The following is a 25,851-nucleotide window of genomic DNA, read 5'->3' on the forward strand; positions in this document are numbered from 1 at the left end:
CTAGGGCAAGGAGCTGCAACAGCGGCAGCCGACGCTTGGCGGCCTCTCCCGGAGGGTTGCGCCCAGAAGGCGCGCTGGAGGCCTTGCCGGGCGCCTTGCCACCACGCCTTCTGGGCGCAACGCATCTCGCAGATTGAGTCGGAACAGGCCCTAGGATTCTGGCGGCATATCGGCCGCATCGAACATTTCTCGGGTGACCTGCTCGATGCGGTCCAGCACGGAGCGCGGCAGATGGCCATATTGCCTTCTGCGATGCAGCGAAAGCGTGCCGTTATTCGACTGGATCATGCGGATCAGCGCCGACAGGTCTTTCTGCGGCAGGTCGAACTCATCGTTGAGTTGCGCGAAGGCTGCGTCATAGCCTTTCAGGTAGGCCAGTTCCCTCGGAATTTCATCCTGTACCGCCTGTTTGATCATCTCGTGCAGGAAGGCCACTTCCCGGTCCGCCCGCAGAAAGCGATAGGCACGGCTGCCTGGGCTGCGGATCACAATTGGACCCTGGTCACCTCGACGATAGTCCCAGAGCGTCGTGACCGGCCGGGAAAATGCCGTCAGTAGCGCGCCGTAGATCGGGATGTTCTTGCTGATGACTGCCGATACCGGAACCAGCGTTCCCGGTTCCAGCAGGGGAGACCGCGCCAGCACGTGCTGGATCAGGAAACGGTGCAGACGCCCGTTACCATCCAGGAAGGGGTGCAGGTAGACGAAGCCGAAGGCCGCACAGGCCGCTTGCACCAGCAGGTCGGGGCAACGACGGGTATCGTTGATGAAGCTTTCCCAACCGCGCATGACGTGGTCCAGATCGTCTGCAGGGGCAGGGAAAAAACTGACCCGTCCGCTGCTGTCTTCGAGCCAGTTCTGTTGATGGCGATAAGACGCTTCCTGGCTGTAGACATCCCGCACGATGACGTTCTGTAGCCCGACCAGCCAGGCTTCGTTCACTTCTCCTGCTTCTCCTGCCCGCTGCAGCAGCTGGACAAACCGTTCCTGCTTGTCGAAGCTTGGCGTTTCCGATTCGATGGCATAGCTGGAGCGGGTTTCCGAGAGATACAGGTAGGCCACGGCGCGGCGGTGCAGTTCCGGGTCGTGCAGGGCCGCCAGGGTATCCCGCGCCTGCGCCAGCAAGGCGTCCAGCGATGGCGTTTGCGGGATGGCGCGGCGACGCACCACCGGACAGAACGCCGGGTTGCCCAGAGCATTGTCCCGGACCCGGAATTTGCTTGATCGCACCGGGTCGGGGGCGGTGTAGTACTCATCCGTCGGGAACAGGTCGACATAGCCGCCATTGTTCATGGGCGCCACCTCCAGCGTGCGGCCGGTCAGCCACTCCCACAGGAAACAGGCCCGCCGGATGTGTTCGCCCGTGGGCTTGATGGCCAGTTGTTCGACCAATGTCGTGGGTGGGATATGCTCGAAGGCCGCATCGATCACCTCCAGATTGACGCCCTCATGCTTGAGCGCAAATTCCAGATGCCCGATCAAGCTCGGCTCTATCGCCACCGAAGAGGGAAAAAGAATGCGCGTCTCGGTATCCATGCGTCGATTCACCGAGGAGTCGGTGTAGGCAACCTTTTCCAGCGGCGTGACGTTCAGATGCAGTGCATCGATCAGATGTTGATAGCCCAGTGGCGTCATGGCATCGAGATTTCTTAATTTTTATCGAGAAATCTTAATTTATCACGCCAAATCATGGTTTTTATCGAAATTCTTTAATTTTCCAGCTTTGTCAGGGCAGTTATACGCCTTCAGGAACGTGCCAGGTCATCCATCATCGGCACCAGCGCCAACACGAACAATCCCGCCGCCAGCGGCATGGTCGCCACAAAGCCCACGGCCTTGAATCCTAGCGCGCCTACCACGCCCCCCACGAAGAACATCAGCAACAGGGAGGAAAGCAGCATGAACTTGCGGCGCGCTCCGGGGACCGGGTCTTCCTGGTGTAATTCGCCGGGCTGGCGCGGGGCCAGGGTCCAGTAGCACATCTTGCCGATCTCGATGCCGATGTCGGTAACCAGGCCGGTCACGTGAGTGGTACGGATTTCGGAGCGGGAAATCTTGCTGATCATGGCGTTCTGCAAGCCCATCACGAAACACAGCAGCGCCACCGTGACCGGCACGAACAGCAGCCGATGGTTCTCCAGATTGCTGCCCAGGATGCCGAAACACAGCAGCAGCATGGCCTCCAGCATCAGGGGCATGGCGTATTCGCTGTGGAGGCCGCGGCGCCTGGCCCAGTTGATCATCACCGCCGAGCAGGCGGCCCCCAGCAGGAAGGACAGCAGCGCGCTGGCGCCCGAGACCAGCAGCAAGGTCTCGCCCAGGACCAGGTTGTCGGCCAGGGAGGAGACGATGCCCGACATGTGCGAGGTGTACTGCCCGACCGCCAGGAAGCCGCCGGCATTGACGGCACCGGCGATGAAGGCCAGTGAACGCCCCAGGTGGCGATTGGACAGGTCGGTGCGCGCCGGACTGGTGAGACGGCGCAGGTATTCGATGGGCATGACGGTTCCAGGGTAAAAGCACACGCATCAGGAAACAGACCGCATCGACCTCAGGCCAGCGCCGGGCGAACTCATCTTCGCCCCTTCCTACGCAGATCCCCGGTGGCCTCTTGCTGTCTTTTCCTTCAGCGTTTTTTATCCTGACAAGAATACTTCTTCTTGGCCCAAGGCGGTGGCCAATGCACCGATGGCTGACGTGCATCAGCTTGCCGCGCCGGGCAATCGTCCAATCTTTCACTTTTTCAGGAGCCTTCCATGAGCATTCCCATCGATATTCCAGGCGGCGACAAGCTCGACGAGTTGCGTACGCCTGTGCTGCAGCCAGGCGTACAGCAGGCCGAAGGCGGCGGATTTCGCGGTATCGTCCTGATCGGCGCCAATGGCCAGGACCCGGCGTCCACCCACGTCTGCGAAGCGCTGCGCAGCAACAGCGATGCGGCTTATGCCGATGCGCTGGACTACATCGCCGTACAACGGGAACACGGGGCTCAAGCAAGACAGGGCGGAATTTAGACGCGAGAAGGGGCGGCAATCGGCAAAGGCGGCAAATCCCGCAGGCAAAAAAATGGCCGCCTGGGGGAGGCGGCCTGAGGGGGAGGGATATAAGACGCCGAGGATCGGGGGAATCTTCGGAGAATTTCTGCTTATGAAAACGACTCGTGGGGATAAACCGATGGGGGATGGACAGTGTTCATGACAAGACGGAGGGGGACGTTCTTGCCGGAATTCGGGTCCTCGGTTTCGAGTTCGTTGGAATGCATAGTAGCGATGCACTGCAAAAAAGAAGATCGGACAGTACCCGATTGATGCGTAGGAAAAAACCTACACGCCAAGTTGTCGCTCCTGCCCGACACCCGCCCCAGGCCTAGCTTCGGCCCAGATTGACCTCGCTCAGATCACCGTCCCTGACTTCCGGCAAGGCATAGCCATTCTCGGACGCTGGATCGATGCTGCCACGCGTAGGCGCAGCGGGCAGCGATATCTCCGCCAAAGCCTCGCCCACACCGCGATTCTGCGTCTTGGCGGCGACATCGCCCAGGCTGACCATGCCCACCAGATTGCGCTCGCGATCCATGACCGGCAGGCGGCGGATCTGGCGCTGCACCATATCGTCCAGCACATCGTCCACCGGTTCATCCTCGTAACACCACAGCACATCATGGCTCATCACCTCCGTCAGGGGCATGGTCTCGGTCAGGCGGTTGGGCGCGACGGCGCGCAGGACGATGTCGCGGTCGGTGACCAGACCCACCAGCCTGCGCTGTGCATCGCAGACGGGGAGGGCGCCGACATCAAGGGCTTCCATGGCCTGGGCAGCATGGATCACGGAATCGTCTGGGCTCAAGGTATGGGCGCCACGTGTCATGACGTCGGCAATGGTGCGGGTAGCGTGCATGTTGACCTCCTGGGAAGAATGAAAAGGGGGGAAAGCCTCGAAAGCGGGAGAGCGAAATTGACTTGTGTAAATTGTGTTGTGTAAATCGTGCAGTTTTCTTCAGGCCACCAGGCAGGCGACCGTCATATCCACTGCCACTACTCTTCCAGCCTAAGCAAGGCACACCCATGCCGCAATGCCAGAGCGCCCCATTGTCGGGTCGGCAGATTCGCGCAGGGCTGCGCGAATGCACCGACGTGCCGCCGCATCACCGGCCATCCGCGGACTCTTCCTACAGTGGCTTGCGAGGCCGGCCGACTGCATGGCTGGCCTGGCTGCTTCACCATCGCTGCATCGACCGCTTCCCCGGGGCTGTAAGGGCTCCCACCAAACCATCATGTCCGATCACATTACCGACCTCATCGGCTGGGGCGCCACCCTGATCCTGCTGCTGACCATCTCCTCGCAGGTCTATGAGCAGTGGCGCAGTCGTTCCACCCAGGGCGTTTCGCACTGGCTGTTTACCGGGCAACTGGCGGCCTCGGCCGGTTTCGTGACCTACAGTCTGCTGCAGGGCGACTGGGTGTTCGTGGTGTCCAATGTCTTCCTGCTGGGGACGGCACTGCTGGGGCAGATCCTGTACCTGCGCAATCGTCGCCGCCAGCGGTCGCAGGAGCAGGCCTGAGGCGGCCAAGCTGCCAGCTCGCCATCGTGCCGCATGCGTGCTTCCCTCGCGCTCATCGATTCCTACAGGTTTCATTGGCGCTGTCTGATGCAAGGCAGACGCCATCCTTACTACAGTATTTGCATGACATGCCACGCAGGGCATCGCGGGCTCACCCTCTTTAGCTCAACCATAACCACAAGGAGTATCGCCATGCGTTCCATTCCCTTCGCCTCTTCGGATCTGATGACCCGCCATCGCACCCGCCGCCTGCTGGGCGCGGGCGCATTGTTCATTGCCGGCGCCACGCTGGCCTTGAGCGCCTCGGCCGACTCTGTCACCAGCAAGGACAAGAGCTTCATGACCAAGGCCGCCGAGGCTGGCAATGCCGAAATCGCGGCCAGCAAGGTCGCGCTGGAAAAGAGCAGCAATCCGGCCGTCAAGGATTTCGCGCAGAAGATGATTGACCAGCATGGCACCGTCGGCGACGAGCTCAAGCAGTTGGCTTCAAGCAAGGATGTCACCCTGCCTACCGAACCGAGCATGGCCGAGCGCGCCAAGATCGCCATCCTCGAAAAGCTCTCCGGTAACACCTTCGACAAGCGCTACGCCAGCATGATCGGAGTGTCGGCCCATGAGGATGCGGTCAAGCTGTTCCAGAAGTCCTCTACCTCGGCCGATGACCCGGATGTGAAGAATTTTGCCGCCAAGACCCTGCCGGGGCTCAAGGAACATCTGAAGATGGGCCGTGACCTGAAGAGCAAGGTGGATGCCGCCAAGAAATAAGGCCGTCCGCCCCTGCCCATGATGGGGGCGGTCCCGCGAAAAACGCAAAAAGCCCTTTCGCTGCCGCCCTCATCGACTATGCTGATAGCAGCCTTGCCCCGCCCGTCATGACGTCCCATCTCGCCACCGTGCCGAGGAGACTTGCCATGAAACACTTCGCCAAATCTGTTGAACAGCAGCAAGCCGGTCACTTCATGCCGCGCGTGACCAAGCTGGACAAGCACAAGTACGTCGCCTATCTCGATACCCGCATCGATCACCTCTGGCACATGGACCTGCACGACCTGAAGGGTCAGCCGGTACGTATCTGCAAGAAGCGCAAGGAAGCCGAGAAGGTCGCCCTGGCATTGCTGGAACAAGCCATGCGCCGCCCTGGGGCAGCGTAGGGGCTGATGCATTGACGTGATGTCGGGGGTGTAACAGCTGTCCCGATGATGTAGTTGCCGTCCGTAACGCAGGTTGCGGACGGCATTTGCGTTTTCGCCGCAAGCTTCCGCTTACAGGTTTCAAGTCTTCAGGTCTGCAGAAAAAACTACGAAGCAAAAAGCAAAAAAGAGGGGATCACCCCTCTTTCCGTATGAAGCCGTATGCAGCCCGATGGTTCAGACCCGATCAGCCATCGCTTTGCGGCGACTGGCCATGGGCCACGGCAAAGGCCTCGTTTTCATGGCTGGGCGGAGCGGCTGGCGCGCTGCCTTTTTCCGACAGGCGTGGCCTGGTGGTATCGGCCTCTCCACCGGCTTCGGTCAATGCCGGCTCGCCGCCCGTCGCGTCAGGCTGCTGGCCCTGCTCGCGACGTTGCTGCTCATCCAGCAGCTTCATGAATTCATTGTTGAAGGCCGGAATGTCGGTGGGTTTGCGGGAGGAGACGAAGTTTTCGTCACGTACCACTTCCTGGTCCACCCACTGGCTGCCGGCATTCTTGAAGTCGTCCTGCAGGCTGGGCCAGCTGGTGACGGTGCGGCCCTTGGCGATGCCGGCCGAGATCAACAGCCAGCCGCCGTGGCAGATGGAGGCGATGGGCTTTTCCGCATCATTGGCAGCGCGGATGAAATTGCGGGCCTGCGGCAGCAGGCGCATGGCGTCGCCGTTGACGACACCACCAGGCAGCAGCACGGCGGAGTAGTCCTCGGGGCGGGCCGTATCCAGGCTACCGTCCACGGACACCGATTCTCCCTTGTCGACATGCTTGAAGCCCTGCACGCTGTCGGTCTTGTCGGAGAGGATGTGCACGGTGGCACCGGCGGCTTCCAGCGCCTTTTTCGGCTCCAGCAGTTCGGCCTGCTCGAAACCGTCGGTCACCAGGACCGCGACCTTCAATTGTTGATAGCGATTGCTCATGTTCAATCTCCCTGATGGAAAAAGGGCGGCCGGCATGCACCGGCCGCCCTCGTTGGGGGCGGATGACGGATCAGTCCGGGGTGTTCTGGCGAACCTTGTTGCGGTTCTGGTGATCGTTACTGGCCTTGTCCATCTCGGGCGCCTTTTCGATGCGCGTGATGTTGGAGGTGGCCACCGGGTCACTGCCCGGGAAGCTCATCTCGTTGGCTTCGTCCAGCGCGACTTCCGAAGGGGTGTCGTACTGGTTGGGACGATGATCCTTGTTCTGTTTGCTTGCGCTCATGATGACCTCCTTTAACTTTGAAATATCAGTCTTCGCGATGTATGCAGACCTTTTGCAGATATCTTGCCGACCAGATCGGATCGACGTATCGGTCAAACGATGTGCAACCGATGTGACCGGTGAAACCCAGCTTACTGTGCCGTCCCGGGCTGCGGTATAAGCCTGCGGCGCAAGCCTGCGTAAGAATGCAGGCAATGCTGCAGTAATGCGCCTCTATCTGCCTTTATGTGCCTCTATACGGCTCCGATGGCACCATTCATGGCCATGGCGCCGGCGTCACATCCTCGAACTGTGCCTGCTGCTGACCACCGGCGGGAATCGCATCGGGTTGACGTCCGGGGTGCAGCCTGCTGCCGGTCAGCAATTCCATTTCACGCTGCGAGGCCACGAAGGCGGCATCATCCAGCGGCTGCTCGGCGACCGGCCAGTGCGTCATGGCCCACTGCTTGTAGTCCTCGAAGCGGCGTTTCAATTCGCGTGCATAGTCCTCGCGTTGCTGCTCAATGCTCGTCTGGCTTTCCATGTTCAGCCTCCTTTCATGGCGATCAGGCTCTCGCGCACCTTGGCCAGGCCAAAGCGCCATATCTGTTCCATCTTGATGTGCGGCATGACCGGCAATTCGGACGGATCGATGAAGACATCCAGCACCGCCGGGCCGGGCGCTGCCAGCAGCTGCTGCAGGCTCTCCTGCAGCTCGTCGGGCGTGCGGGCGGTGAAGCCCTGACCGCCGCAGGCGCGTGCAAAGGCGGCGAAATCGGCATTGGGGAATTCTGAACCCTCGAAGGCGGGCATGCCGGCTTCTTCCATTTCCAGGTGGACCAGGCCCCATTCGCGGTTGTTGAAGACCACCACCTTCAAGGGCAGCTTGTGCTCCACACTGGTCATGAACTCGCCCATCAACATGGTGAAGCCACCGTCGCCCACCGCCACCACGACCTGCCGCTGGCGATCCAGCGCCTGGATGCCGTTGGCCTGGCCCAGCGAGGTGCCGACGGCGGCATTGTTGAAGGAGGCCAGGATGCGCTGCTGCCCGCGCTGGCGGATCCAGTTGCCACACCATAGCGTCACCACGCCGGTATCGACCACGAAGGTCGCATCGTCGTCGGCCAGGTCGCTCAGCGCTCGAGCCAGGCTCTGGGGCTTGATCTTCTTGTGCTGAGGCTTGATGTCGGCGGCGCTGTCGAGCTTGGCGTTCCAGCGTTCGCGCTCGCCATTGACCTTCTGCAGGAAACTGCCGTCGGTCTTGCCTTCGACCTTTTCCAGCAGCGCCCGCACGCTGGGACCGACCGAGCCGGTGATGCCCAGCGTGACCGGCGCCCGTCGTCCGAGGACGAAGCCGCGTTCGTCGATCTGGATCACCTTGGACTTGGTGGGCAGGAATTCCGAATAGGGATAGTCCGATCCCAGCATCAGCATCAACTCTGCCGCCTGCAGCGCATCGGTGCCCGGCGCGCCGCCGATCAGGCCGACCCCGCCGATCCAGTGCGGGTGGTCATAGGCCATCAGGTCCTTGCCGCGGAAGGTGTGCATCACCGGCGCCTGCAACTTGCTGGCCAGGGCCAGCACCTGATCGATGGCGCCCCGGCAGCCATTGCCGGCAAAGATGGCGACCGAGCCGGCAGCGTTGATCAGTTCGGTAGCGGCCTGGATGTCGGACGGCGGCGGCGCCAGTTCGGCGCGCTCGCGCAGGGTGTGCAGGCTGGGGACGGTATGGGAGGTACGGGCACCGATGATGTCGGCCGGCAGGTTCAGGTGGGCCACGCCGCGTTGGGCGTAGGCCTGGGCAATGGCCTGGTGGAAGACTGCAGGCGCCTGGTCGGCACTGGTGACGATCTGGCTGTAGGCCGCGACGTCGCGAAAGAGCAGGTCGGGTGAATTTTCCTGCAGATAATCGATACCTCGACGCGCGGCTGGCACGCCGCCGGAGATGGCCAGGACCGGGGCGTGGTCCTTGCGGGCTTCATACAGGCCCGCCACCAGGTGGTTGGCGCCGGGGCCGGTAGTGCCGCAGCAGACTGCCAGGCGGCCGGTCAGCTTGGCCTGGCCGGCGGCGGCCAGGGCCGCACCTTCTTCGTGACGCACGCCTATCCATTCGATGCGCTTGTCGCGACGGATGGCATCGGTGAGGGGATTCAGGGCGTCACCGACGACGCCGAAGATCTGGCGCACCCCGATCTGGTACAGGGTGTCGATGAGGATTTCTGCAACGGTGGCGGACATGTCGGCTCCATGGACGAGGATGAGTCGTTCAAGGGTAAGACGCCATCCGGCGCGGCTGTATCGGTCTATCCGGTAAATCCGTGTAGGAGAAGGTGGAGAAGGGCGGAACGGCGCGCGGCTGCGGCACATTCCTACGCCGGCTTCATCCGCCGGCCGACTGCGGCAGCGGGGCCGGGCTCGCATAATCGGCGCATCAGCAAGACTGCGGAGGAAGCGATGCGACGCGCACTATGGAAGGGGGCGATCAGCTTCGGGCTGATCAATATCCCGGTCGAACTCTATACCGCCGAGAAGCACGATGAACTGGACTTCACGCTGCTGGACAAGCGTGATCTGTCACCGGTGGGCTACAAGCGCTACAACAAGAAATCCGGCCGTGAAGTGCCGTGGGAAAACATCATCAAGGGCTATGAATACGAGGACGGCAAGTTCGTCCTCATGTCCGATGAAGACCTGCGCCGCGCCAATGTGGAGGCGACCCAGAGCATCGACATCCAGAGCTTCGTGGAGCGCGAGCAGGTCCCCATCCTGTATTACGAACAACCTTACTTCCTGGCCCCGGCCAAGGGCGGCGACAAGGCCTATGCGCTGCTGCGCGAGACCCTGCTGGCCAGCGACAAGATGGCCATTGCCCAGATCGTCATCCGCACCCGCCAGCACCTGGCCGCCCTCATTCCGCAGGGCGACATGCTGCAACTGATCACCTTGCGCTACCCCAGCGAATTGCGCGCACCGGACGACCTGCCGGTGCCGTCGCGCAAGTCGAAGAAGGCGGCGGTGACCCGGCAGGAGGTGGAGATGGCACGCGCCCTGGTGGATCACATGTCCGCCGAGTGGGAGCCCGAGCAGTTCCACGACACCTATCGCGACGACGTGCTGGGCCTGATCAAGAAGAAGATCAAGAGCCGGCAGACCCATGAGGTTGCCGAACCCGACGAAGCCGCCGCGCCCGCCAGCAGCGGGGCCAAGGTGGTGGACCTGATGGCGCTGCTCAAGAGCAGTCTGGACGGGCGCGGCAAGGCGTCGGCCAAGGCGCGCAAGAGCGGTCGCGGCGATGTGGATGAAGAAGAGGGAAAGGAAGAGGACCAAGATAAGCCGACCCAGGGCGCCAAAGTCCACAAGCTGGCTGACCGCAAGCCTGCTGCCAAGCGTAGCAGCACCCGCAATGGCACCAAGGCCGCCGCTGGCACCACGAGCGCCAAGAGCAGCAGCAAAAGCCGTAAAAGCGCCAAAAGCAGCGGCACCTCGCGGAGGGCACAGGCATGAGTGCTTCGTCCCTGGATCGCTATCATGCCAAGCGCGACTTCACGCTCACTCCGGAGCCCTCCGGCAAAGGCCGCCGGTCAGCCCGGGCGGCCGAGGGCGGCTTGCACTTCTTCATCCAGCGCCACCATGCACGGCGCCTGCACTACGACTTCCGTCTGGAACTGGATGGCGTACTCAAGAGCTGGGCCGTTCCCAAGGGACCGAGCCTGGATCCGCATGACAAGCGGCTGGCCGTGCGGGTGGAAGACCATCCGCTCGACTATGGCACCTTCGAAGGCGACATCCCGGAACACCAGTACGGCGCAGGCCATGTGGTGCTGTGGGACCGCGGCCAATGGCTGCCACAGGGCGACGTGCACGCCGGCCTGAAGAAGGGCCATCTCAGTTTCGAACTCCAGGGCGACAAGCTGCAGGGACGCTGGGCGCTAGTCCGCATGGGCAAGCCGGCGGCCGATGGCAAGGAAAACTGGTTGCTCATCAAGGACGATGACGATGCCGCCCGCAGCGGCAAGGCAGCCGCGATCACCGAATTGCGGCCGGAGAGCGTGAAGGATCGCGGTGACGAGGCTGGCGCAGGTGACAAAGGGCAGGAAAGCCAGCGAGCGGCCCGGTCGAAGAAAGCATCCAAGTCCTCCAGGCAGCCACCCTCCAGCGCAGAGGCAGCAGACGCCCAGCCACGCCCAAGCATGCTGCCGGAGGTCATGGATGCGCAACTGGCGACGCTGGTCGATCAGGCGCCGCAGGGTGATGAATGGCTCAGCGAACTGAAGTTCGATGGCTATCGCGGCCTGTGCCGCATCGACGCCGGTCGGGCTGCCATCTTCACCCGCGAAGGTCTGGACTGGAGCCATCGCTGGCCGATCCTGGTCAAGGCCCTGGAACGACTGCCGGTGGACGATGCCTGGATCGACGGCGAAGTGGTGGCGCTGGACGAGAACGGGCGGATCAGCTTCGAGGCCTTGCAGACCCTGGCGCGCGGCGACCGGCAGCAGGCCAATGGCATCCGGCTGGCGCTGTATGCCTTCGATCTGCTGTTCCTGAATGGTCACGACCTGCGGGAGGTTCCGCTCTTGCAGCGCAAGGAATTGCTGCGCACCCTGATTCCCGGCGCGGATGAAGACGGACTGCTGCTCTACAGCGAGCACATCGTCGGTCATACCGATGAGGTGTTCCAGCACGCCTGCCAGCATGGCATGGAGGGCATCGTGGTCAAGCGCGCCGATGCCCCTTATACCGGACGTCGCGACCGCAACTGGCTCAAGCTCAAGTGCGAGCATCGCCAGGAATTCGTGATCGCCGGCTATACCGAGCCGGCTGGCCAGCGCAGCGGATTCGGTGCCATTCTGGTGGGCGTCCATGACGACAAGGGACAGTTGCAGTATGCCGGGCGGGTCGGCACCGGTTTCGATGATCGCCTGCTGGAGCAGCTGTTGAAGCAGTTCCGCAAGCTGGAGCAGGACCAGCCGGCCTTCGTCAACCCGCCGACGGGGCAGCAACGGCGTGGCGTGCACTGGCTGGCCCCCAAGCTGGTGGCGGAGGTCAGGTTCGCCCAGTGGACCCGCTCGGGGATTCTGCGACACGGCAGTTTCCTGGCGCTGCGGGAGGACAAGCAGGCCCGTGACATCGTGCGCGAGACGGAGCAAGCGCTGGCGCAGCCGGCCGATGGAGGCGATGAGGGCGAAGAGGGCGATGAGAGCGGTAATAACGATAAGGCCGGTGGCAGCAAAGCTGCGAGCAAGGCGGATCTCTCCCGACCCGTGACGGTCGCAGGGGTGAAGTTGACGCATCCTGGCAAGATCCTCTTCCCCGATACCGGCCTGACCAAGCTGGAGCTGGCCCGCTACTACCAGAGCGTGGCCGGGTTCATCCTGCCTGAACTGAAGCAACGGCCCTTGTCGCTGGTGCGCTGTCCGGACGGGCAGGGCGGACAATGCTTTTTCCAGAAGCACATCGGTCAGGGGATGCCCGAGGCGATTGACGCCATCGAGGTCCCGGAAGGCGAGGGCAGCGCCCGATACATGATGGTCAACGATGTTGCCGGCCTGGTGGCGACGGTGCAGATGGGCGTGCTCGAACTGCATGCCTGGGGCGCCACCGGCCGTGCGCTGGACAAGCCGGACCGGGTGGTATTCGACCTCGACCCAGCACCGGATGTGCCCTGGGCTGCGGTAATGGAGGGTGCGCAGCTGGTGCGCGGCCTGCTGCAGGAGATAGGCCTGGCGTGTTACCTGAAGACCTCCGGGGGCAAGGGCCTGCATGTGATGGTGCCGATCCGTCCTGATCATCGCTGGGACGTGGTCAAGGACTGGGCGCACCGGGTAGCCGCCCATCTGGCCCGGGTGCTGCCGGACCGTTTCATTGCCCGCATGAGCAAGGCGGCGCGTCAGGGCAGGATCTTCATCGATTACCTGCGCAATGCCCCGGGCGCGACCACCGTGGTCGCCTATTCGGTACGCGCCCGGGCGGGGGCACCGGTGTCGGTGCCGATCACCTGGGAAGAGCTGGAACAAGGCATCACGGCCGATCATTTCAAGGTCGCCACCATGCCGCAGCGGCTCAAGGACCTCCAGGACCATGATCCCTGGGCCGGTTTCGGCAAGGCCAGGCAGCGGCTGAGCAAGGCCATGCTGGACGCCTTCGAGCCCGTCTGAACCGGGTTCGTGCGGTGGCGGCGCTGTGGCCGTCAAGCTGGGCAGGGCGGCAATGTCCTACACGATCTTCATCTTCCTGCCGACTGTGGGCGCGGCGGGCCAACTTCATAATTCACTTTAACTTCAAGGCCTGGTGCATCCGGGCCTTTTGCAAAACCCGTCGAGCACGTCCAGACGTGCCATGAATACCAAGAAGGAATTGGCCCACGCCATGAATACCCTCAGCCACCGCACTTCGCTGACCCAGCTCTTTACCCGTCCCCTGCAGGCCGCCATGCCTTCCCTGATGCCACACGCGAGCGCCGTGACGCCGGGTGGCGCCGCGCCGCGCAAGCTGCCGGCAGCACTGGTGGAGCGCCTGCTGGCCCAGGAAGGACAGCGCGGCATGGGGGCGCCCGGTCATCCGCTGGCCACCTTCAATGCGCCCCAGCCGGCAGCGCATCGGGCGGCGACCTTCAGCTATCCCCTGCATATCGAGCGTGCCAGCATCGAGGCCTTGCCCAATGCCTGCGGCGTCTACATCTTCCGTGGCGTGGACGATGCTCCGTTGTACGTGGGGCGTAGCGTCAACCTGCGCAGCCGCGTGCTGGCGCATCTGCACAACCATGAAGAGCAGTTCCTGATCGGCCAGACCCGTCGCATCGAGTGTCGCCGCACGGCCGGTGAACTGGGCGCGGCCCTGCTGGAAAATTCTCTGCTGCGCGACCTGCGCCCGGCTCACAACAAGAAGCAACGCAGCAAGCGCGGCCTGTTCACCCTGCGCCTGAGCGCGGAAGGCCAGCCACAGGTCACGCAGGTGGCCGAGCGGGAATTCAGCCGCGCCGAAAACCTGTTCGGCATCTTCACCAGCGAACGGGCGGCGCAGGAAGCGCTGCACAAGCTGGTGCAGGGCCATGGCCTGTGTTCCATCGTCACCGGGCTGGAGCAGCCGGGCGGTTTCGGCATGGCCTGTTTCGGTCGCCAGATCCGTCGCTGCCGCGGCGCCTGCACCGGCGAGGAATCCCCCGAGCAGCACCAGCAGCGCCTGATGCAGGCGCTGGAAGACCTGCGCATCCTGCCCTGGCCGTATGCCGGCCCGATGGGCATCGTCGAACAGGGCGAGGGCTGGCAGCAGGTGCATGTGATCGATCACTGGCGCTACCTGGGTTCGCTGGATCGCGACCACCGCCAGCTGCCGACCCGTCCGGCGGCCAGCCTCAAGGGTTTTGACCTGGACAGCTACAAGCTGGTGATCCAGCCCTACCTGCTGGGCCAGCTGGACCTGCGCCCGCTGCCGGGACTGCCGCTGTCGGCCGGCTGAAGCGGCGGGTCTGGCGCCCGCTGGTGATTCTCGGGTGATCCCAGGTCATCTTCGGTCATCTTTGGTACTTCTCGGCAATTCCCGGGCGCTCGGCGTCCGTTCCAGCCGGTCCCATGCTGCTGGAAGCTTTCTTCCGTTTTCCTTGCGCGGTGCAGTCGTTCTTTTCTGGTGCCGCACTGTCCCTGTTTTCTCGTTCTCCCCGTTCTGTCCGTTCTCCCAATCCCTTGACTGCTCATTCCTTCCACTCCATGCGACGACGACTCCCACGCTATGCGGCCACCCTGGTGCTGGCCGCGCCTGTCTCCCTCTCGCTGGCCCAGGCGGCCGAGCTTACCGGCCTGTGCCGCAACGACCTGACACTGGACAAGGATCAACTGGCCGCCAGCCTGATCCGCACCTATCCGGTCAGCACGGCCTATCTGTCGGTGGGCAAGGAGCCCGCACCGCTGTCCTCGCCACGGGCGCTGGTGGCCTGGCTACTGCAGAAGCGCGCCGCTGAAAAAGCCACTGGACAGGCCTGTCAGGGCGATAGCTGCAACGTCGATCACATGGCCGAAGAAGTGCAACGACTGCTGGATGGCAAGGACCCCCAGATCAAGCCGAGCGGCCGCAGTGATGTGGCCGCCTTTTTCCGCGACAACAACCGGGCGGGGCTGAGCTGCACCACGGCCCAGGCTGCGCCTGCCATGGCCTATGCCGGTTCCGCCCTGGCCATGGGGGTGGCGCCAACTGCAGCGGGTGGTGCTGCCACGCCGGCGGCCGGTCCGGCCACGCCAGCAACAGCGGCAACATCGGCACCGGCTGTCGCGCAACAGGCCGGCTGGATGGATCACGTGCGCGTGCGCGGCAATCCTGACCAGCTCTCCATCGATCACCGCGACAAGGCCGGCTTTGCCTCGGTGGACCGGGCCCGGCTGGCGCTGGCCAATGACGACGTGGCGCAGTCGCGGACCAATGATGTGGTGGTCTACACCGGTTATTCGCTGGACAAGCGCCCCATGGGCGAGCCGGGCAGTACCTATGAGGCAGTGCCCTATGTCGGTTTCAAGCAGAACCGGGTGACCACTTACGATGCCGGTAATCGCGACGTCACCACCACGCGTACCACCCAGGTCGGGATGCTGTCGGCCTTCCACTTCGCCCATGCCGATACGGCCAATACCGAAGACCTGACCGCGCGTCCCGACTACCTGGTCAACAACACCGATGGCAGCCGCCTGCTGACGGTCAACTTCACCCTCACGCCGGTGCGGCCGGGTGGGCTCAATGATTTCCTGCGCTGGGGCAACGGCCTGGCGTTCAAGCCCATCCTGATAGGCCAGAGCCGTAACGGTATCTACATCAATCGCGGTGACCCGGATGTGTATGACCAGCATCGCGACTTCATCCGCCTGGGCGCGCAGGCCGGGTTCACGCTGTCGTCGACCAATCCGGCGCTGCCCTTCGATTTCACCACGACCTTTACAGGCCTGAAGGCGTTGCAGGGAGACCGCAGCATCCATTACTGGAAGTCGGTACTGACCTACAACTTCAACCAGAACGTCGGTCTGAGCCTGGATTATTCCAATGGCCTGCTGCCCGATACCGGCGATGCGGAGCGCAAGTGGGGTCTGGCGGTGTCCTCGAAGTTCTGATGCCGATCCGGCGTTGCCATGCAAAACGGCGGGAATCCCGCCGTTTTTTGTTTTTTCCGGGTGGTCGTCTGTGTCAGTGGTAGGTGTTGGCCATCTTCTCCGGTAGCGGCACGCTGAGCCACTTCTGGACGATGCCGTTGAGCTCGCCGCTCTTCTTGGCCGTGGTCAGGATCTCGTTGACCTTGTTGAGCAGCGCCGGCTCGCCCTTGTTCAGGCCGACGGCGCAGGCCGACTCCTGGATGATGTACTTCAGCACGGGCTTGTTGTCGGCCACCCGTTCGGCCAGCGCATGGGCCACGAAGTCACCGGTGCCGACCAGCTGGATCTGACCGGAGGTATAGGCGGAGATGAGGGCATTGTTGTCCTCGTAACGCTTGATGTTGGCGCTGGTGGGTGCGCTCAGGGTCAGCTGCAGATCCTGGAAGGTGCCACGCGCCACGCCGATGGTCTTGCCGGCCAGGTCGGCGGCGTTGCTGACCTTGATGCTGGCCACGCCGAACACGCTGTTGTTGTAGGGTGCATAGGGCTGTGAAAAATCGATCACTTTTTCGCGATCCGAATTCTTGCCCAGCGTTGAAATGATCAGGTCGGTCTTGTGGGTCTGCAGGTAGGCAATGCGGTTGGCACTGGCCACCGGTACCAGTTGCACCCTCACGCCCATCTTGTCGGCGATGAGTCGGGCGACGTCGATATCCAGGCCTTGCAGGTGCATGTCACCGTCGATCGAGCCGAAGGGAGCAAAGTCCTGCGGTACGCCGATGCGCACCACGCCGGCCTTGTGGATGGCGGCCAGGCCGTCGGCGTGCGCGGCGACGGAGCTAAGTGCAGTCAGGCCGAACGTCAGGGCCAGCAGGCTAGTCTTGAATTTCATCTCCGGATTCTCCTTGTAATGGACGTGTCATTGCGCGGCCGATGATACGTCACATCGCAGCAAGGTTCAGTCAGGTAAGGGCAACACGCAATCGTCTGCAGCAAGAAAAATGCGCTGCCCGGGTTGGGCATGTATACGATAGCCCCCGGTAAAGTCGCCGAAAGCCGGCAACATGGCCCATTGGCCATCCACCACGAAACAGGGCAGGCGCAAGGCGTCGCCTGCGGCAGCGAGCCGGTAGACCGGATGCACATGGCCGACGATGGCAAAGGCGCCGTCGACCGTCTGGGGGTGATGGCAGAACGCCAGGGGACCGACCCGCCAGGGTTCGTCCACGACCTCCATCGCCAGTGCTTCCGGCGGATCGCCGGCATGGTGGTCATGGTTGCCGCGCACCAGCGTGAGGCTGAGACCGGCATTGCAACTGCGCCAGCGGGCCATTGCCTGCAGGGTGCCCGCCACCCGCCCGGCGCGTGCGTGCAGGAAGTCACCCAGGAAAACCACATGGCGCACCGCATGCCGCTGCACCAGCGTATCGATCAGGTCCAGGTTGGCCCGGGTGGTGCCGTGCGGAACCGGGATGCCTCCGGCGCGGAAGGCAGCCGCCTTGCCGAAGTGGACATCGGCCAGGATCAGCATGGCGCGCCCGCGCCAGAGCAGGGCGCGTTCGGGCAGCATGGTCAGGGTCGCGCCGGCGGCGTCGAAGCTGGGGTATGGGCTCATCATCCAGTACGGTCGCGGGGGCTGGAGCGGGGACGCGGTCGCGGCTGTGGCCTGGCCTGGGCGCTGGTCTTGTCGGCGGCACCTTCCAGCTCGCGCAACATGCGCGCCACGCGGTCGGCCAGCTTTTCGGTCGAGAGTTTTTCGCGGAAGCGCTCCACCAGCAGCGGCAAGGCAAACGGCGTGGCCCGCTCCAGTGGCACCAGCGTGAGGGGGCGTGCGCGCAGTTCGGCCAGGGTGCTGCGCAGCCGTTCCAGTTCCAGCTCCTGTTCCAATACTTCGCGCTGGGCCTGGGTCAGCAAGAGGTTGCCGGCGTCGTGCTTGCGGAAGACCTCGAAGAACAGGGCCGACGATGCCTGCAGCTGGCGTGCGCTCTTGCGCTGCCCGGGATGTCCCTGCGATACCAGCCCGGCGATACGGGCGATTTCACGGAAGCGCCGTTGCGACAGCTCGGTGGCATTCAGGCTGGCCAGGACGTCCTCCAGCAGCCGCTCTTCGCTGAACAGGGCCAGGGCCTGCTGCGGTTCCAGGCGGTGCGCTTCGACCTTGTCCGCGCCCAGCAATTCGAACCCGTAGTCGTTGACGGCGATGGAGAAGGTGGCGGCACGCTCCCTGCTGAGGCGCCACGCCAGCAGCGAGGCCAGTCCCATGTGCACCAGGCGGCCGGCAAAGGGATAGAAGAAGAGGTGATGTCCTTCACGGCTCTTGAGCGTTTCCACCACCAGCTGCTGCGCCGTGGGCAGGGCCGACCAGGCGTGCTGCAGCGCCAGCAGCGGCCGCACGGCCTGCATCTCAGGACCGTCGAAGTGGCCTTGCGCGGCTTGTTCCAGGCGATCCAGCACGGCGTGCGCCAGGGTCGAGGACAAGGGCATGCGGCCGCCTTGCCAGCGCGGCACGGCACCGCTGCCGGCACTGCTGCGGCGGACCCAGGCCGTCATCTCGTGTACGCGGACGAACTCCAGCACGCGCCCGCCGAAGAGGAAGCGATCGCCCGGTCGCAGGCGGGCGATGAAACCTTCTTCGATGGTGCCGATGCGTCCCCCCTTCATGTACTGCACATGCAGGCTGGCATCGGCGACGATGGTGCCGATATTCATGCGGTGGCGGCGCGCGATGGCCGGCAGCTCGACCCGATAGACCCCATCCTCGCCGGCCCGCACGCGGTGATATTCCGGATAGGCGCCCAGGCTCTGGCCGCCACGCACCACGAAGTCCAGCGCCCACTGCCATTGATCCTCGCGCAGATGGCGGTAGGACCAGGCCTGGCGCACTTCGGCCAGCAACTCGTCGGCAAGGAATCCACCGCCCAGGGCGATGGTCACCAGATGCTGTACCAGCACGTCCAGGGGCGTGTCCGGCACCGGACGCTGTTCCACCCGGCCGGCAGCGACGGCATCCTGGGCGGCGGCGGCTTCCACCAGTTCCAGGCTGTTGGTGGGTACCAGCGTGGCGCGCGAACTGCGTCCAGGCGAATGGCCGGAGCGGCCGGCCCGCTGCAGCAGTCGCGCCACGCCGCGCGGGCTGCCGATCTGCAGCACCCGCTCCACCGGGGTGAAGTCCACCCCCAGGTCCAGGCTGGAGGTGCAGACCACGGCCTTGAGGCGGCCGTCGCGCAGGCCTTGTTCCACCCATTCACGGACTTCGCGATCAAGTGAGCCATGGTGTAAGGCGATGATGCCGGCCCAGTCGGGGCGGGCCTCCAGCAGGTTCTGGTACCACAGCTCGGCCTGGGAGCGGGTATTGGTGAAGACCAGGGTACTGCCGCTGGCATCGATCTCGGCCACCACCGCCGGCAGCATCTGCAGGCCCAGGTGCCCGGCCCAGGCGAAGCGGGTGGCCTGCGGCGGCAGCAGGGTATCGATGAGGATGCGCTTGCGCTGTTCGCCGCGCACCAGCACGCCGTGTTCGGCGGCTTCGGGGCCCAGCAGGGCCTGCAGGGACTGCTCCAGGTTGCCGAGAGTAGCCGACAATCCCCACACCACCATCCCGGGCCGCCAGCGGCGCAGGCGCGCCAGGGCCAGTTGCACCTGCACGCCGCGCTTGTTGCCCATGAGCTCGTGCCATTCGTCGACGATGACCGCGTCCAGCTTGCCGAAGCGCTGGCGGGCATCCGCCTGGGACAGCAGCAGTGACAGGCTTTCTGGCGTGGTCACCAGGGCCTGCGGCAAGGACTTCATCTGGCGCGCACGCTCGCCGGAACCGGTGTCGCCGGTGCGCATGCCGGCTTGCCAGTGTGGCAGCAGATCGGCCAGCGGGGCTTGCAGGGCACGCAGGGTGTCGGCCGCCAGGGCACGCATGGGGGTGATCCACAGGATGCGCAAGCCCTGGGTCGTGGTGGGCGCGTCGGTCCGACCCAGGCCGGGTTGGGCATGCAGCAGCGCACCGAACCAGACCGCATAGGTCTTGCCGGCACCGGTGCCGGCGTGCAGCAGGCCGCTGCGACCCTGCTGCGCGGCTTGCCAGACCTGGCGCTGGAAATCGAATATCTCCCAGCGGCGCTGGGCGAACCAGTCCTCGACGGCGGCAGGGATGACCGCCGCCTTTGGCGGGCTGGCGCTGCGCCGTCTGGGCGGGCGCTGGCTAGTGGTCTTGCTGGGCGGGCTGGGCATCTTCCTCGCTCTCGGTGACAGGTGACGACGGCAGCAGGGCGCGCAGGTTGTCCAGGGTATCGGCCTGGTCGACGCTCTTGTCGACGCGCTGGCGCAGGATGCGCGGGAAGCGCACGGCAATGCCAGCCTTGTGGCGCGTGGACAGGGCAATGCCCTCGAAGCCGATCTCGAACACCATGGACGGCCGCACGCTGCGTACCGGGCCGAATTTTTCTATCGTGGTCTTGCGAATCGTCTGGTCGACCACGGCGATCTCGGCATCGGTCAAGCCCGAATAGGCCTTGGCGAAGGGCACCAGCTTGCGCTCGCCGCCGGCTTCAGGGGGAGTGTCCCAGACCGCGAAGGTGTAGTCGGTGTAGAGCGAGGCGCGCCGGCCGTGACCGGCCTGGGCATAGATCAGGACAGCATCGATGGAATAGGGATCGACCTTCCACTTCCACCAGGTGCCGACGTTGCGAGTACGGCCGATGCCATAGTGGGCGTCGACCTGCTTGAGCATCATGCCCTCCACGCCACGCTGGCGCGAGGTGGCGCGCAGTTGTTCCAGCGCATCCCAGTCCGCTGCCACGATCTGCGGCGCCAGCATCAGGGCCGGTGCGGCGTGGCGCTGGATCAGTTGTTCCAGCCGGGCGCGGCGTTCTTGCTGAGGCAGGCCGCGCAGATCATGCCCATCCTGCTCCAGCAGGTCATAGGCGATCAGTCCGGCGGGCAGCTCGCCCAGCATTCTTGCAGTGAGATTCTTGCGACCGATGCGTTTTTGCAGGTCGGCGAAGGGCGCCACGCGTTCGGCCTGCTGACCTGAATCAGGCAGGCGGATCACGATCTCGCCGTCGATGACGGTACCGTCCGGCAGGTCCAGCGCGGCCAGTTCGGGGAAGCGTTCGGTGATCAGCTCTTCCCCCCGTGACCACAGCCAGTTGCTACCGTGCCGGCGCACCAGCTGGGCGCGGATGCCGTCGTATTTCCATTCAATTTGCCACTGACCGACCGGCCCCAGCTGGCGCGGATGTTCAATCAGCGGATGGGCCAGGAAGAAGGGGTAGGGCTGGCCGCCCTGCAGGCGATGGTCCTGGCCGTCATCGGGGCCGATCAGGCGGGCGAAGCGTTCGGCGTCAGGGCGGGCGCGACCATCGGTCCAGCCGACCATGCGCTGGGCCAGCAGCTTGGGGTCCAGCTGCGCCACGGCGGCCAGCGCACGGGTGACCAGCAGGCGCGAGACACCCACCCGGAAGCCGCCACCAATGAGCTTGGCGAGCAGGAAGCGGCCCTGCCAGTCCAGTTCATCCCAGGCCGCGAAGAGGGCGCTGCGGATCACTTCCGGTTCGGCACCGCGCAGGGGGGCGATGCGTTCCAGCATCCAGTAGGCCAGACCGAAGTCGCTGGTGCGGGTCGGTGGCGGCAGGATGTGGGCAATGGTTTCGGCCAGATCGCCTACGCTGTGATAGCACTCCTCGAAGAGCCATTCATCGATCTGCGCATAGGCCATTGCGCATTGCTTGAGCAGGCCGGTCGGTACCGCCTGGCGGGGCTTGCCGCCTGCCAGGAAATACACCGCCCAGGCGGCGTCGGCCGCATCGGCACGCTGGAAGTAGTCCTGCAAGGCCGCCAGCTTGCGGGTGGTGGAGGTGGTGGCATCCAGTTCGGCATAGAGCCGCGAGAATTCACGCATGGCCGGACTGTTCCTGCGCAGTGGCTGGTGGCGCCGCGCCGCTGTCCTCGACATCGTCGTCGCCGTATTCAGTGGTGAAGGCCCCGGCATCGAGACCGTTCTGCCGCAACCAGCGCACCATGGTGGCGACCTGGCCGTGGGTGACGATGACCCGTTCGGCGCGGCTGGCAGCAATCGCTTCCTGCAGGGCCGGCCAGTCGGCATGATCCGACAGTACGAAGCCCCGGTCCACGCCGCGCCGCCGTCGGGTGCCGCGCAGGCGCATCCAGCCGCTGGCGAAAGCATCACTGTAGTCGCCGAAGCGGCGCATCCAGGGCGAGCCGGCGGCTGAGGGTGGGGCGATGATCAGGCTGCCGGCATAGGCGTTGGACTTGCCGCGCCTGGTGGCTTCGGCTTCGCCGACCGTCGCGGTCGGCGGCAGGAAGACGCCGGCTTCGCGATAGAGCCGGTTCAGGGGTTCCACCGCGCCGTGGCAGACGATGGGGCCGATGCCGGGGTCGATGCCGTGCAGGATGCGCTGTGCCTTGCCGAAGGAGTAGCAGAACAGCACGCTGGCCCGGCCCTCGGCGGCGTTGGCGCGCCACCAGCGGTTGATGTCCTCGAAAATCTCCGCCTGCGGTTGCCAGCGGTAGATGGGCATGCCGAAGGTGGATTCGGTGATGAAGGTGTGGCAGCGCACCGGGGCGAAGGCGGTGCAGGTGCCGTCGGCTTCGAGCTTGTAGTCGCCCGAGGCGACCCAGATGCATCCCTGCCACTCCATGCGCAATTGGGCCGAACCCAGGACATGGCCGGCCGGGTGCAGCGACAGGCGCACGCCGTTGTGGGTGATGCTTTCTTCGTAATTCAGCGCCTGCAGGTGGATGTCCGCACCCAGGCGGGCACGCAGGATGCCGGCGCCGGGCGCGGCCGCCAGGTAGTGGGCATGTCCCATGCGGGCGTGGTCGGCATGGGCGTGAGTGATCACGGCGCGCGCCACCGGTCGCCACGGGTCTATGTAGAAATCGCCGGGTACGCAGTACAGGCCTTCCTTGCGTACCACTACCATGTCTTCCATGTCTGCTTTTTTCCTTGCGCTGTGCTTGGGCTCAATGTGCAGCCTGGGCCCGGATGCTTGTACCGGCTTTGAGCCGCTTTGTCTGTGCTTGTTTGTCCTTGTCTTCGCTTTGCCTCAGGTTTTTATGATGCATTCATCGCTGAGGCCCGCTGAATCCGGACCGGATCAGCTTACCCGCACGCGCTTGTGCAGGATGTCGGCGTGCGTCTTGCCGCCTTGTCAGCGAGAATGAAAAAAGAGACATTCCTTGTGCGTGGACTTTGCAATGGCGCAACGCACAACGGTCATTAATTGGGTATCCTTGTGGCCATCGCATCTGGCCTTGCGCCAGGCTCATCACCCGAGAACCCCACGAATCCTCATGTCTACCTACGTCGATCCCCTGATTTTCCGCGAACTGCAGGACTCCGAAGTCTTGCCAGCCCCGTCCGGGGTGCGTCTGCGGATCATGCAGATGTGCCAGCAGGAAGACATCGCCCTGCCTGACCTGGTGGCCCAGATCCAGGGTGACCCGGTACTGGCCGGGCGACTGATCCAGATCGCCAATATCCCCAACCTCAACAAGGGGCGGATGGTCGCTTCCGTCAATGTCGACCTGCTGTTGATGGTGGGCCTGCAGGCCGTGCGCCAGATGGCGCTGGCGATTTCCCTGACCGAATCGGCGCGCCGTGGCGATTGTGCCGAGTTCGACTATGACGCCTTCTGGAGCCGTTCCACCGCCATGGCCTGCGCCAGCCAGGCCCTGGCCGACCTGATCCCGGTCGCGCCGCCGGCGGAGATGTTCACCATCGGCTTGCTGGCGGATATCGGACGGCTGGCGCTGGCCTCGGCGCGTCCCAAGCGCTATGGCGAGATCCTGCGCGGCGTCGGGACGGATGCTCCCGCTGCCGCCCTGCGCCAGGAAGAGAAGCAGGCCTTCAGCTTCGACCACCTGGAACTGGCCGCTGCAATGATGCAGGACTGGCTGTTCCCCAAGCTGTTCTGCGAAACCGTCCTGCACCACGAGGCGGCCGATAGCACCGGGCTGGACGAGGAAGACCGCCAGCAGCGCCTGATCCGCCTGCTGGAACTGGCCGCCTGCGTGGCCGATATCTGCGTGGCAGACGATGCCACCCGCGCCGCCTTGCTGCCGCACCTGCTGCAACTGGGCGAGCGTTTCGAGCTGCCCAGTTCCAGCCTGGAATACCTCTGCGCCCGCGTCTCCTGGGACTGGAGCGAGTGGGGTGCGATGCTCAAGATCCCCACCCGGGTGCTGCGCGAACTCGGATCGGCACTGGCCGCCGCGACCGAACAACCTGGCTGATCCAGGTTTCGTCGCGGGCAGATTTTGTCAGCAAATATCGAAGCTTTTTGTTGCTGATTTGTCAGGTGCCGATGGTACTATCCCCCTCGCTCTGGAAATGCAGTTCGCCTGCTGCGGCCTTGTGGCCTGGCCCCTGAAGTCTGGCCATCGCCACTTGGCGTCACACGGCGGGTGTTCATGAACCGCGCTTCCATACGCCTGCAAGGCCAGCTGAAGCCCGCCCGATGATGTTCCTTCCGTAAAAGCCACGGCATTTACCGCAGCCATCCATCAGGACATATTCATCAAATAGGCCTTGTCAGCGCTCTTTCTGTTCGGAATGCGCGATTTGCGCCTTTGGTATCGTGTTCTGAACATGCGACGGCGCGCTTTCCCTTCGGTTCGCTCCGACCACGTCTCTGTACTCCCCGCCTGCGGTGTGCGCTGTCACGTCCGCACGGGCGTGGCTGTGTCATCGTGGTGGCCGGGTAGCAGTGCCGTACTGATCACAGCAAAAAATGGGGTCCACCATGAACAAGAAAATCCTGAGTCTTTCCTGGCTGTTGCTGGCGGCCAGCCAGTCGGCCTTCGCCGCGCACCCGCTGGTCACCGATGATGCCGGCGTGCAAGGTGCTGGCGGTATCCAGCTTGAAATGAATACCGACTGGAGCAAACAGAGCGGCGACGCCAGTCATGTCGGCGCCTTCACCTTCACCTATGGCGTCACTGACAAGCTGGACCTGTTCTTCAACCTGCCGCAGACCTTCCAGTCGCCCACCGGCACGGGTGTGGGGGACGTCTCGCTGGGCGCCAAGTGGCGCTATTACGAGGCCGATGGCCTGGCGCTGGCCTTGAAGCCGGAAGTCTTCATGCCCAGCGGCGAAGAAGAGAAGGGCCTGGGCAATGGCAAGAGCAGCGCCGCCCTGACCGGTATCGCGTCCTACGAAAACGGCCCCTGGACCTTGCACGGCAACCTGGGTGTGCGCGTCAACCGCTTCAAGCTCGACAGTGACCAGCAGTCGCAGCGCAAGACCCTGTGGCGCGCCTCGGCTGCAGTCTGGTACGGCCTGGATGAACAATGGCGCCTGGTGGCCGATACGGGCGTTGCCCAGAACCCGGATGCATCCAGCCGCAAGCTGCCTTCCTATGCGCTGGTGGGCGTGATCTGGTCGCCCAACAAGACGGTCGATCTGGATGCCGGCGCCAAGTTCGGGCTCAACAAGGCCGAGGTGACGCGGCAGTTCGGCGTCGGGGTGACCTTGCATTACTGATCGTTGATCGCGCTGGGCTGCAGCCCAGCCCGCGTGCCGTTGCTGTGCGCTGCAACATGCAATGCGCTGGAAAGCACGATCAAATCTGCTATCTTTGTCCTTGGCGCAAGGCCACGACTAAGGAGACGACATATGGATCTGGTGGAAAAATTCGATGCCAAGGGCAAGACCGGCGCACCTTACCACGTAGAGGTGTATCAGACTCAGCAGGACGAAGCCGATGCCGCAGCACTGGCGTTCAGCCGTAGCTACAAGCTGGCCGATGGTCGCGCGCTGGACCCGCTGACCAATGAGAAATTCAGGATCGTCCAGACCGGAGAGAAGATCTACCGGGTCTGATCCCGGGCCACCATC

Annotated in this window: 22 protein-coding genes and 1 pseudogene; 11 read left to right on the forward strand and 12 right to left on the reverse strand. The window is 64.0% G+C overall.

The annotated features are described in order from the left end of the window. Window positions 1-150 precede the first annotated feature (150 nt). On the reverse strand, window positions 151-1,635 hold the full coding sequence (locus HWE04_RS09545; RefSeq protein WP_241812248.1) for a Fic family protein: 1,485 nt from the start codon (window positions 1,633-1,635) through the stop codon (window positions 151-153). Between the two features lie 110 nt (window positions 1,636-1,745). Further along, window positions 1,746-2,501 carry a YoaK family protein gene (locus tag HWE04_RS09550; protein ID WP_006465243.1) on the reverse strand — a complete coding sequence of 252 codons (756 nt, stop codon included), beginning with the start codon at window positions 2,499-2,501 and terminating at the stop codon, window positions 1,746-1,748. A gap of 255 nt (window positions 2,502-2,756) precedes the next feature. Here HWE04_RS09550 and HWE04_RS09555 point away from each other — a divergent pair, with 255 nt between their 5' ends. Then, window positions 2,757-3,014 (forward strand): hypothetical protein, encoded by a 258-nt coding sequence (locus HWE04_RS09555; protein ID WP_006465242.1) that lies wholly within the window; start codon window positions 2,757-2,759, stop codon window positions 3,012-3,014. 352 nt (window positions 3,015-3,366) lie between these two features. Here HWE04_RS09555 and HWE04_RS09560 read toward each other — a convergent pair whose 3' ends face one another. Next, window positions 3,367-3,897, reverse strand: coding sequence for a CBS domain-containing protein (locus HWE04_RS09560; RefSeq protein ID WP_006465241.1), 531 nt, complete (start codon window positions 3,895-3,897; stop codon window positions 3,367-3,369). 376 nt (window positions 3,898-4,273) lie between these two features. Between HWE04_RS09560 and HWE04_RS09565 the strand changes: the two genes are divergently transcribed. The 3 genes from HWE04_RS09565 (at window position 4,274) to HWE04_RS09575 (ending at window position 5,712) form a co-directional block, all read left to right on the forward strand. Beyond that, window positions 4,274-4,561 (forward strand): PQ-loop domain-containing transporter, encoded by a 288-nt coding sequence (locus HWE04_RS09565; RefSeq protein ID WP_241812249.1) that lies wholly within the window; start codon window positions 4,274-4,276, stop codon window positions 4,559-4,561. A 192-nt stretch (window positions 4,562-4,753) separates the two neighbouring features. Further along, the gene (locus HWE04_RS09570) at window positions 4,754-5,326 is read left to right on the forward strand and encodes a DUF4142 domain-containing protein (RefSeq protein WP_241812250.1); all 573 of its coding nucleotides are present in this window, start codon (window positions 4,754-4,756) and stop codon (window positions 5,324-5,326) included. Window positions 5,327-5,472: 146 nt separating this feature from the next. Then, window positions 5,473-5,712 (forward strand): hypothetical protein, encoded by a 240-nt coding sequence (locus HWE04_RS09575; RefSeq protein ID WP_006465238.1) that lies wholly within the window; start codon window positions 5,473-5,475, stop codon window positions 5,710-5,712. 412 nt (window positions 5,713-6,124) lie between these two features. Here the strand turns inward: HWE04_RS09575 and HWE04_RS09580 are convergent. The 4 genes and pseudogenes from HWE04_RS09580 to HWE04_RS09595 all read right to left on the reverse strand — a co-directional run. Continuing rightward, window positions 6,125-6,667: pseudogene (locus tag HWE04_RS09580) on the reverse strand (type 1 glutamine amidotransferase domain-containing protein); the annotation flags it as partial. A 70-nt stretch (window positions 6,668-6,737) separates the two neighbouring features. Beyond that, window positions 6,738-6,950 carry a hypothetical protein gene (locus HWE04_RS09585; protein ID WP_006465236.1) on the reverse strand — a complete coding sequence of 71 codons (213 nt, stop codon included), beginning with the start codon at window positions 6,948-6,950 and terminating at the stop codon, window positions 6,738-6,740. A gap of 256 nt (window positions 6,951-7,206) precedes the next feature. Next, the gene (locus HWE04_RS09590; RefSeq protein WP_182994784.1) at window positions 7,207-7,473 is read right to left on the reverse strand and encodes a hypothetical protein; all 267 of its coding nucleotides are present in this window, start codon (window positions 7,471-7,473) and stop codon (window positions 7,207-7,209) included. Between the two features lie 2 nt (window positions 7,474-7,475). Beyond that, window positions 7,476-9,170: a thiamine pyrophosphate-binding protein gene (locus HWE04_RS09595; RefSeq protein ID WP_241812251.1), complete on the reverse strand. Its 1,695-nt coding sequence runs from the start codon at window positions 9,168-9,170 to the stop codon at window positions 7,476-7,478. Between the two features lie 216 nt (window positions 9,171-9,386). On the opposite strand from HWE04_RS09595, the gene ku reads away from it, so the two are divergent. The 4 genes from ku to HWE04_RS09615 all read left to right on the forward strand — a co-directional run bounded on the left by ku (window position 9,387) and on the right by HWE04_RS09615 (window position 16,021). Continuing rightward, on the forward strand, window positions 9,387-10,436 hold the full coding sequence (ku, locus tag HWE04_RS09600) for a non-homologous end joining protein Ku (RefSeq protein ID WP_006465233.1): 1,050 nt from the start codon (window positions 9,387-9,389) through the stop codon (window positions 10,434-10,436). Beyond that, window positions 10,433-13,087, forward strand: coding sequence for a DNA ligase D (gene ligD / locus HWE04_RS09605; protein ID WP_241812252.1), 2,655 nt, complete (start codon window positions 10,433-10,435; stop codon window positions 13,085-13,087). The genes ku and ligD overlap by 4 nt, the downstream gene beginning before the upstream one ends. 181 nt (window positions 13,088-13,268) lie before the next feature. Beyond that, window positions 13,269-14,387, forward strand: coding sequence for a nucleotide excision repair endonuclease (locus HWE04_RS09610; protein ID WP_241812253.1), 1,119 nt, complete (start codon window positions 13,269-13,271; stop codon window positions 14,385-14,387). Between the two features lie 248 nt (window positions 14,388-14,635). Next, on the forward strand, window positions 14,636-16,021 hold the full coding sequence (locus tag HWE04_RS09615; RefSeq protein ID WP_241812254.1) for a hypothetical protein: 1,386 nt from the start codon (window positions 14,636-14,638) through the stop codon (window positions 16,019-16,021). A gap of 73 nt (window positions 16,022-16,094) precedes the next feature. Here the strand turns inward: HWE04_RS09615 and HWE04_RS09620 are convergent, their stop codons facing one another. The 5 genes from HWE04_RS09620 to HWE04_RS09640 all read right to left on the reverse strand — a co-directional run bounded on the left by HWE04_RS09620 (window position 16,095) and on the right by HWE04_RS09640 (window position 22,944). Continuing rightward, window positions 16,095-16,892 carry a transporter substrate-binding domain-containing protein gene (locus HWE04_RS09620; protein WP_241812255.1) on the reverse strand — a complete coding sequence of 266 codons (798 nt, stop codon included), beginning with the start codon at window positions 16,890-16,892 and terminating at the stop codon, window positions 16,095-16,097. Window positions 16,893-16,958: 66 nt separating this feature from the next. Beyond that, the gene (pdeM, locus tag HWE04_RS09625; RefSeq protein ID WP_241812415.1) at window positions 16,959-17,615 is read right to left on the reverse strand and encodes a ligase-associated DNA damage response endonuclease PdeM; all 657 of its coding nucleotides are present in this window, start codon (window positions 17,613-17,615) and stop codon (window positions 16,959-16,961) included. Then, the gene (locus HWE04_RS09630; RefSeq protein ID WP_241812256.1) at window positions 17,615-20,221 is read right to left on the reverse strand and encodes a ligase-associated DNA damage response DEXH box helicase; all 2,607 of its coding nucleotides are present in this window, start codon (window positions 20,219-20,221) and stop codon (window positions 17,615-17,617) included. Before HWE04_RS09630 ends, pdeM begins: the two co-directional genes overlap by 1 nt. Continuing rightward, on the reverse strand, window positions 20,193-21,890 hold the full coding sequence (locus tag HWE04_RS09635; RefSeq protein WP_241812257.1) for an ATP-dependent DNA ligase: 1,698 nt from the start codon (window positions 21,888-21,890) through the stop codon (window positions 20,193-20,195). The genes HWE04_RS09630 and HWE04_RS09635 overlap by 29 nt, the downstream gene beginning before the upstream one ends. Next, complete coding sequence (locus HWE04_RS09640) at window positions 21,883-22,944, reverse strand: ligase-associated DNA damage response exonuclease (RefSeq protein WP_241812258.1); 1,062 nt, start codon at window positions 22,942-22,944, stop codon at window positions 21,883-21,885. The genes HWE04_RS09635 and HWE04_RS09640 overlap by 8 nt, the downstream gene beginning before the upstream one ends. A gap of 361 nt (window positions 22,945-23,305) precedes the next feature. Here HWE04_RS09640 and HWE04_RS09645 point away from each other — a divergent pair, with 361 nt between their 5' ends. From HWE04_RS09645 to HWE04_RS09655, 3 genes are all read left to right on the forward strand, one after another. After that, entirely contained in the window at window positions 23,306-24,247 is a 942-nt protein-coding gene (locus tag HWE04_RS09645; RefSeq protein WP_077237196.1) for an HDOD domain-containing protein, read from the forward strand. A gap of 509 nt (window positions 24,248-24,756) precedes the next feature. After that, the gene (locus tag HWE04_RS09650; protein ID WP_241812259.1) at window positions 24,757-25,497 is read left to right on the forward strand and encodes a transporter; all 741 of its coding nucleotides are present in this window, start codon (window positions 24,757-24,759) and stop codon (window positions 25,495-25,497) included. 132 nt (window positions 25,498-25,629) lie between these two features. Further along, window positions 25,630-25,836 carry a hypothetical protein gene (locus tag HWE04_RS09655; protein ID WP_006465222.1) on the forward strand — a complete coding sequence of 69 codons (207 nt, stop codon included), beginning with the start codon at window positions 25,630-25,632 and terminating at the stop codon, window positions 25,834-25,836. The last annotated feature ends 15 nt before the right edge of the window (window positions 25,837-25,851 follow it).

The organism is Herbaspirillum sp. C7C2, assembly GCF_022627865.1.
Classification (GTDB): Bacteria; Pseudomonadota; Gammaproteobacteria; order Burkholderiales; family Burkholderiaceae_D; genus Herbaspirillum; species Herbaspirillum frisingense.

Excerpts from the sequence above, each read along its gene's own strand:
- HWE04_RS09545 (WP_241812248.1), bottom strand. The coding sequence starts at position 1,635 with ATGACGCCACTGGGCTATCAACATCTGATCGATGCACTGCATCTGAAC.
- HWE04_RS09550 (WP_006465243.1), bottom strand. The coding sequence starts at position 2,501 with ATGCCCATCGAATACCTGCGCCGTCTCACCAGTCCGGCGCGCACCGAC.
- HWE04_RS09555 (WP_006465242.1), top strand. The coding sequence starts at position 2,757 with ATGAGCATTCCCATCGATATTCCAGGCGGCGACAAGCTCGACGAGTTG.
- HWE04_RS09560 (WP_006465241.1), bottom strand. The coding sequence starts at position 3,897 with ATGCACGCTACCCGCACCATTGCCGACGTCATGACACGTGGCGCCCAT.
- HWE04_RS09565 (WP_241812249.1), top strand. The coding sequence starts at position 4,274 with ATGTCCGATCACATTACCGACCTCATCGGCTGGGGCGCCACCCTGATC.
- HWE04_RS09570 (WP_241812250.1), top strand. The coding sequence starts at position 4,754 with ATGCGTTCCATTCCCTTCGCCTCTTCGGATCTGATGACCCGCCATCGC.
- HWE04_RS09575 (WP_006465238.1), top strand. The coding sequence starts at position 5,473 with ATGAAACACTTCGCCAAATCTGTTGAACAGCAGCAAGCCGGTCACTTC.
- HWE04_RS09585 (WP_006465236.1), bottom strand. The coding sequence starts at position 6,950 with ATGAGCGCAAGCAAACAGAACAAGGATCATCGTCCCAACCAGTACGAC.
- HWE04_RS09590 (WP_182994784.1), bottom strand. The coding sequence starts at position 7,473 with ATGGAAAGCCAGACGAGCATTGAGCAGCAACGCGAGGACTATGCACGC.
- HWE04_RS09595 (WP_241812251.1), bottom strand. The coding sequence starts at position 9,170 with ATGTCCGCCACCGTTGCAGAAATCCTCATCGACACCCTGTACCAGATC.
- ku (WP_006465233.1), top strand. The coding sequence starts at position 9,387 with ATGCGACGCGCACTATGGAAGGGGGCGATCAGCTTCGGGCTGATCAAT.
- ligD (WP_241812252.1), top strand. The coding sequence starts at position 10,433 with ATGAGTGCTTCGTCCCTGGATCGCTATCATGCCAAGCGCGACTTCACG.
- HWE04_RS09610 (WP_241812253.1), top strand. The coding sequence starts at position 13,269 with ATGAATACCAAGAAGGAATTGGCCCACGCCATGAATACCCTCAGCCAC.
- HWE04_RS09615 (WP_241812254.1), top strand. The coding sequence starts at position 14,636 with ATGCGACGACGACTCCCACGCTATGCGGCCACCCTGGTGCTGGCCGCG.
- HWE04_RS09620 (WP_241812255.1), bottom strand. The coding sequence starts at position 16,892 with ATGAAATTCAAGACTAGCCTGCTGGCCCTGACGTTCGGCCTGACTGCA.
- pdeM (WP_241812415.1), bottom strand. The coding sequence starts at position 17,615 with ATGAGCCCATACCCCAGCTTCGACGCCGCCGGCGCGACCCTGACCATG.
- HWE04_RS09630 (WP_241812256.1), bottom strand. The coding sequence starts at position 20,221 with ATGCCCAGCCCGCCCAGCAAGACCACTAGCCAGCGCCCGCCCAGACGG.
- HWE04_RS09635 (WP_241812257.1), bottom strand. The coding sequence starts at position 21,890 with ATGCGTGAATTCTCGCGGCTCTATGCCGAACTGGATGCCACCACCTCC.
- HWE04_RS09640 (WP_241812258.1), bottom strand. The coding sequence starts at position 22,944 with ATGGAAGACATGGTAGTGGTACGCAAGGAAGGCCTGTACTGCGTACCC.
- HWE04_RS09645 (WP_077237196.1), top strand. The coding sequence starts at position 23,306 with ATGTCTACCTACGTCGATCCCCTGATTTTCCGCGAACTGCAGGACTCC.
- HWE04_RS09650 (WP_241812259.1), top strand. The coding sequence starts at position 24,757 with ATGAACAAGAAAATCCTGAGTCTTTCCTGGCTGTTGCTGGCGGCCAGC.
- HWE04_RS09655 (WP_006465222.1), top strand. The coding sequence starts at position 25,630 with ATGGATCTGGTGGAAAAATTCGATGCCAAGGGCAAGACCGGCGCACCT.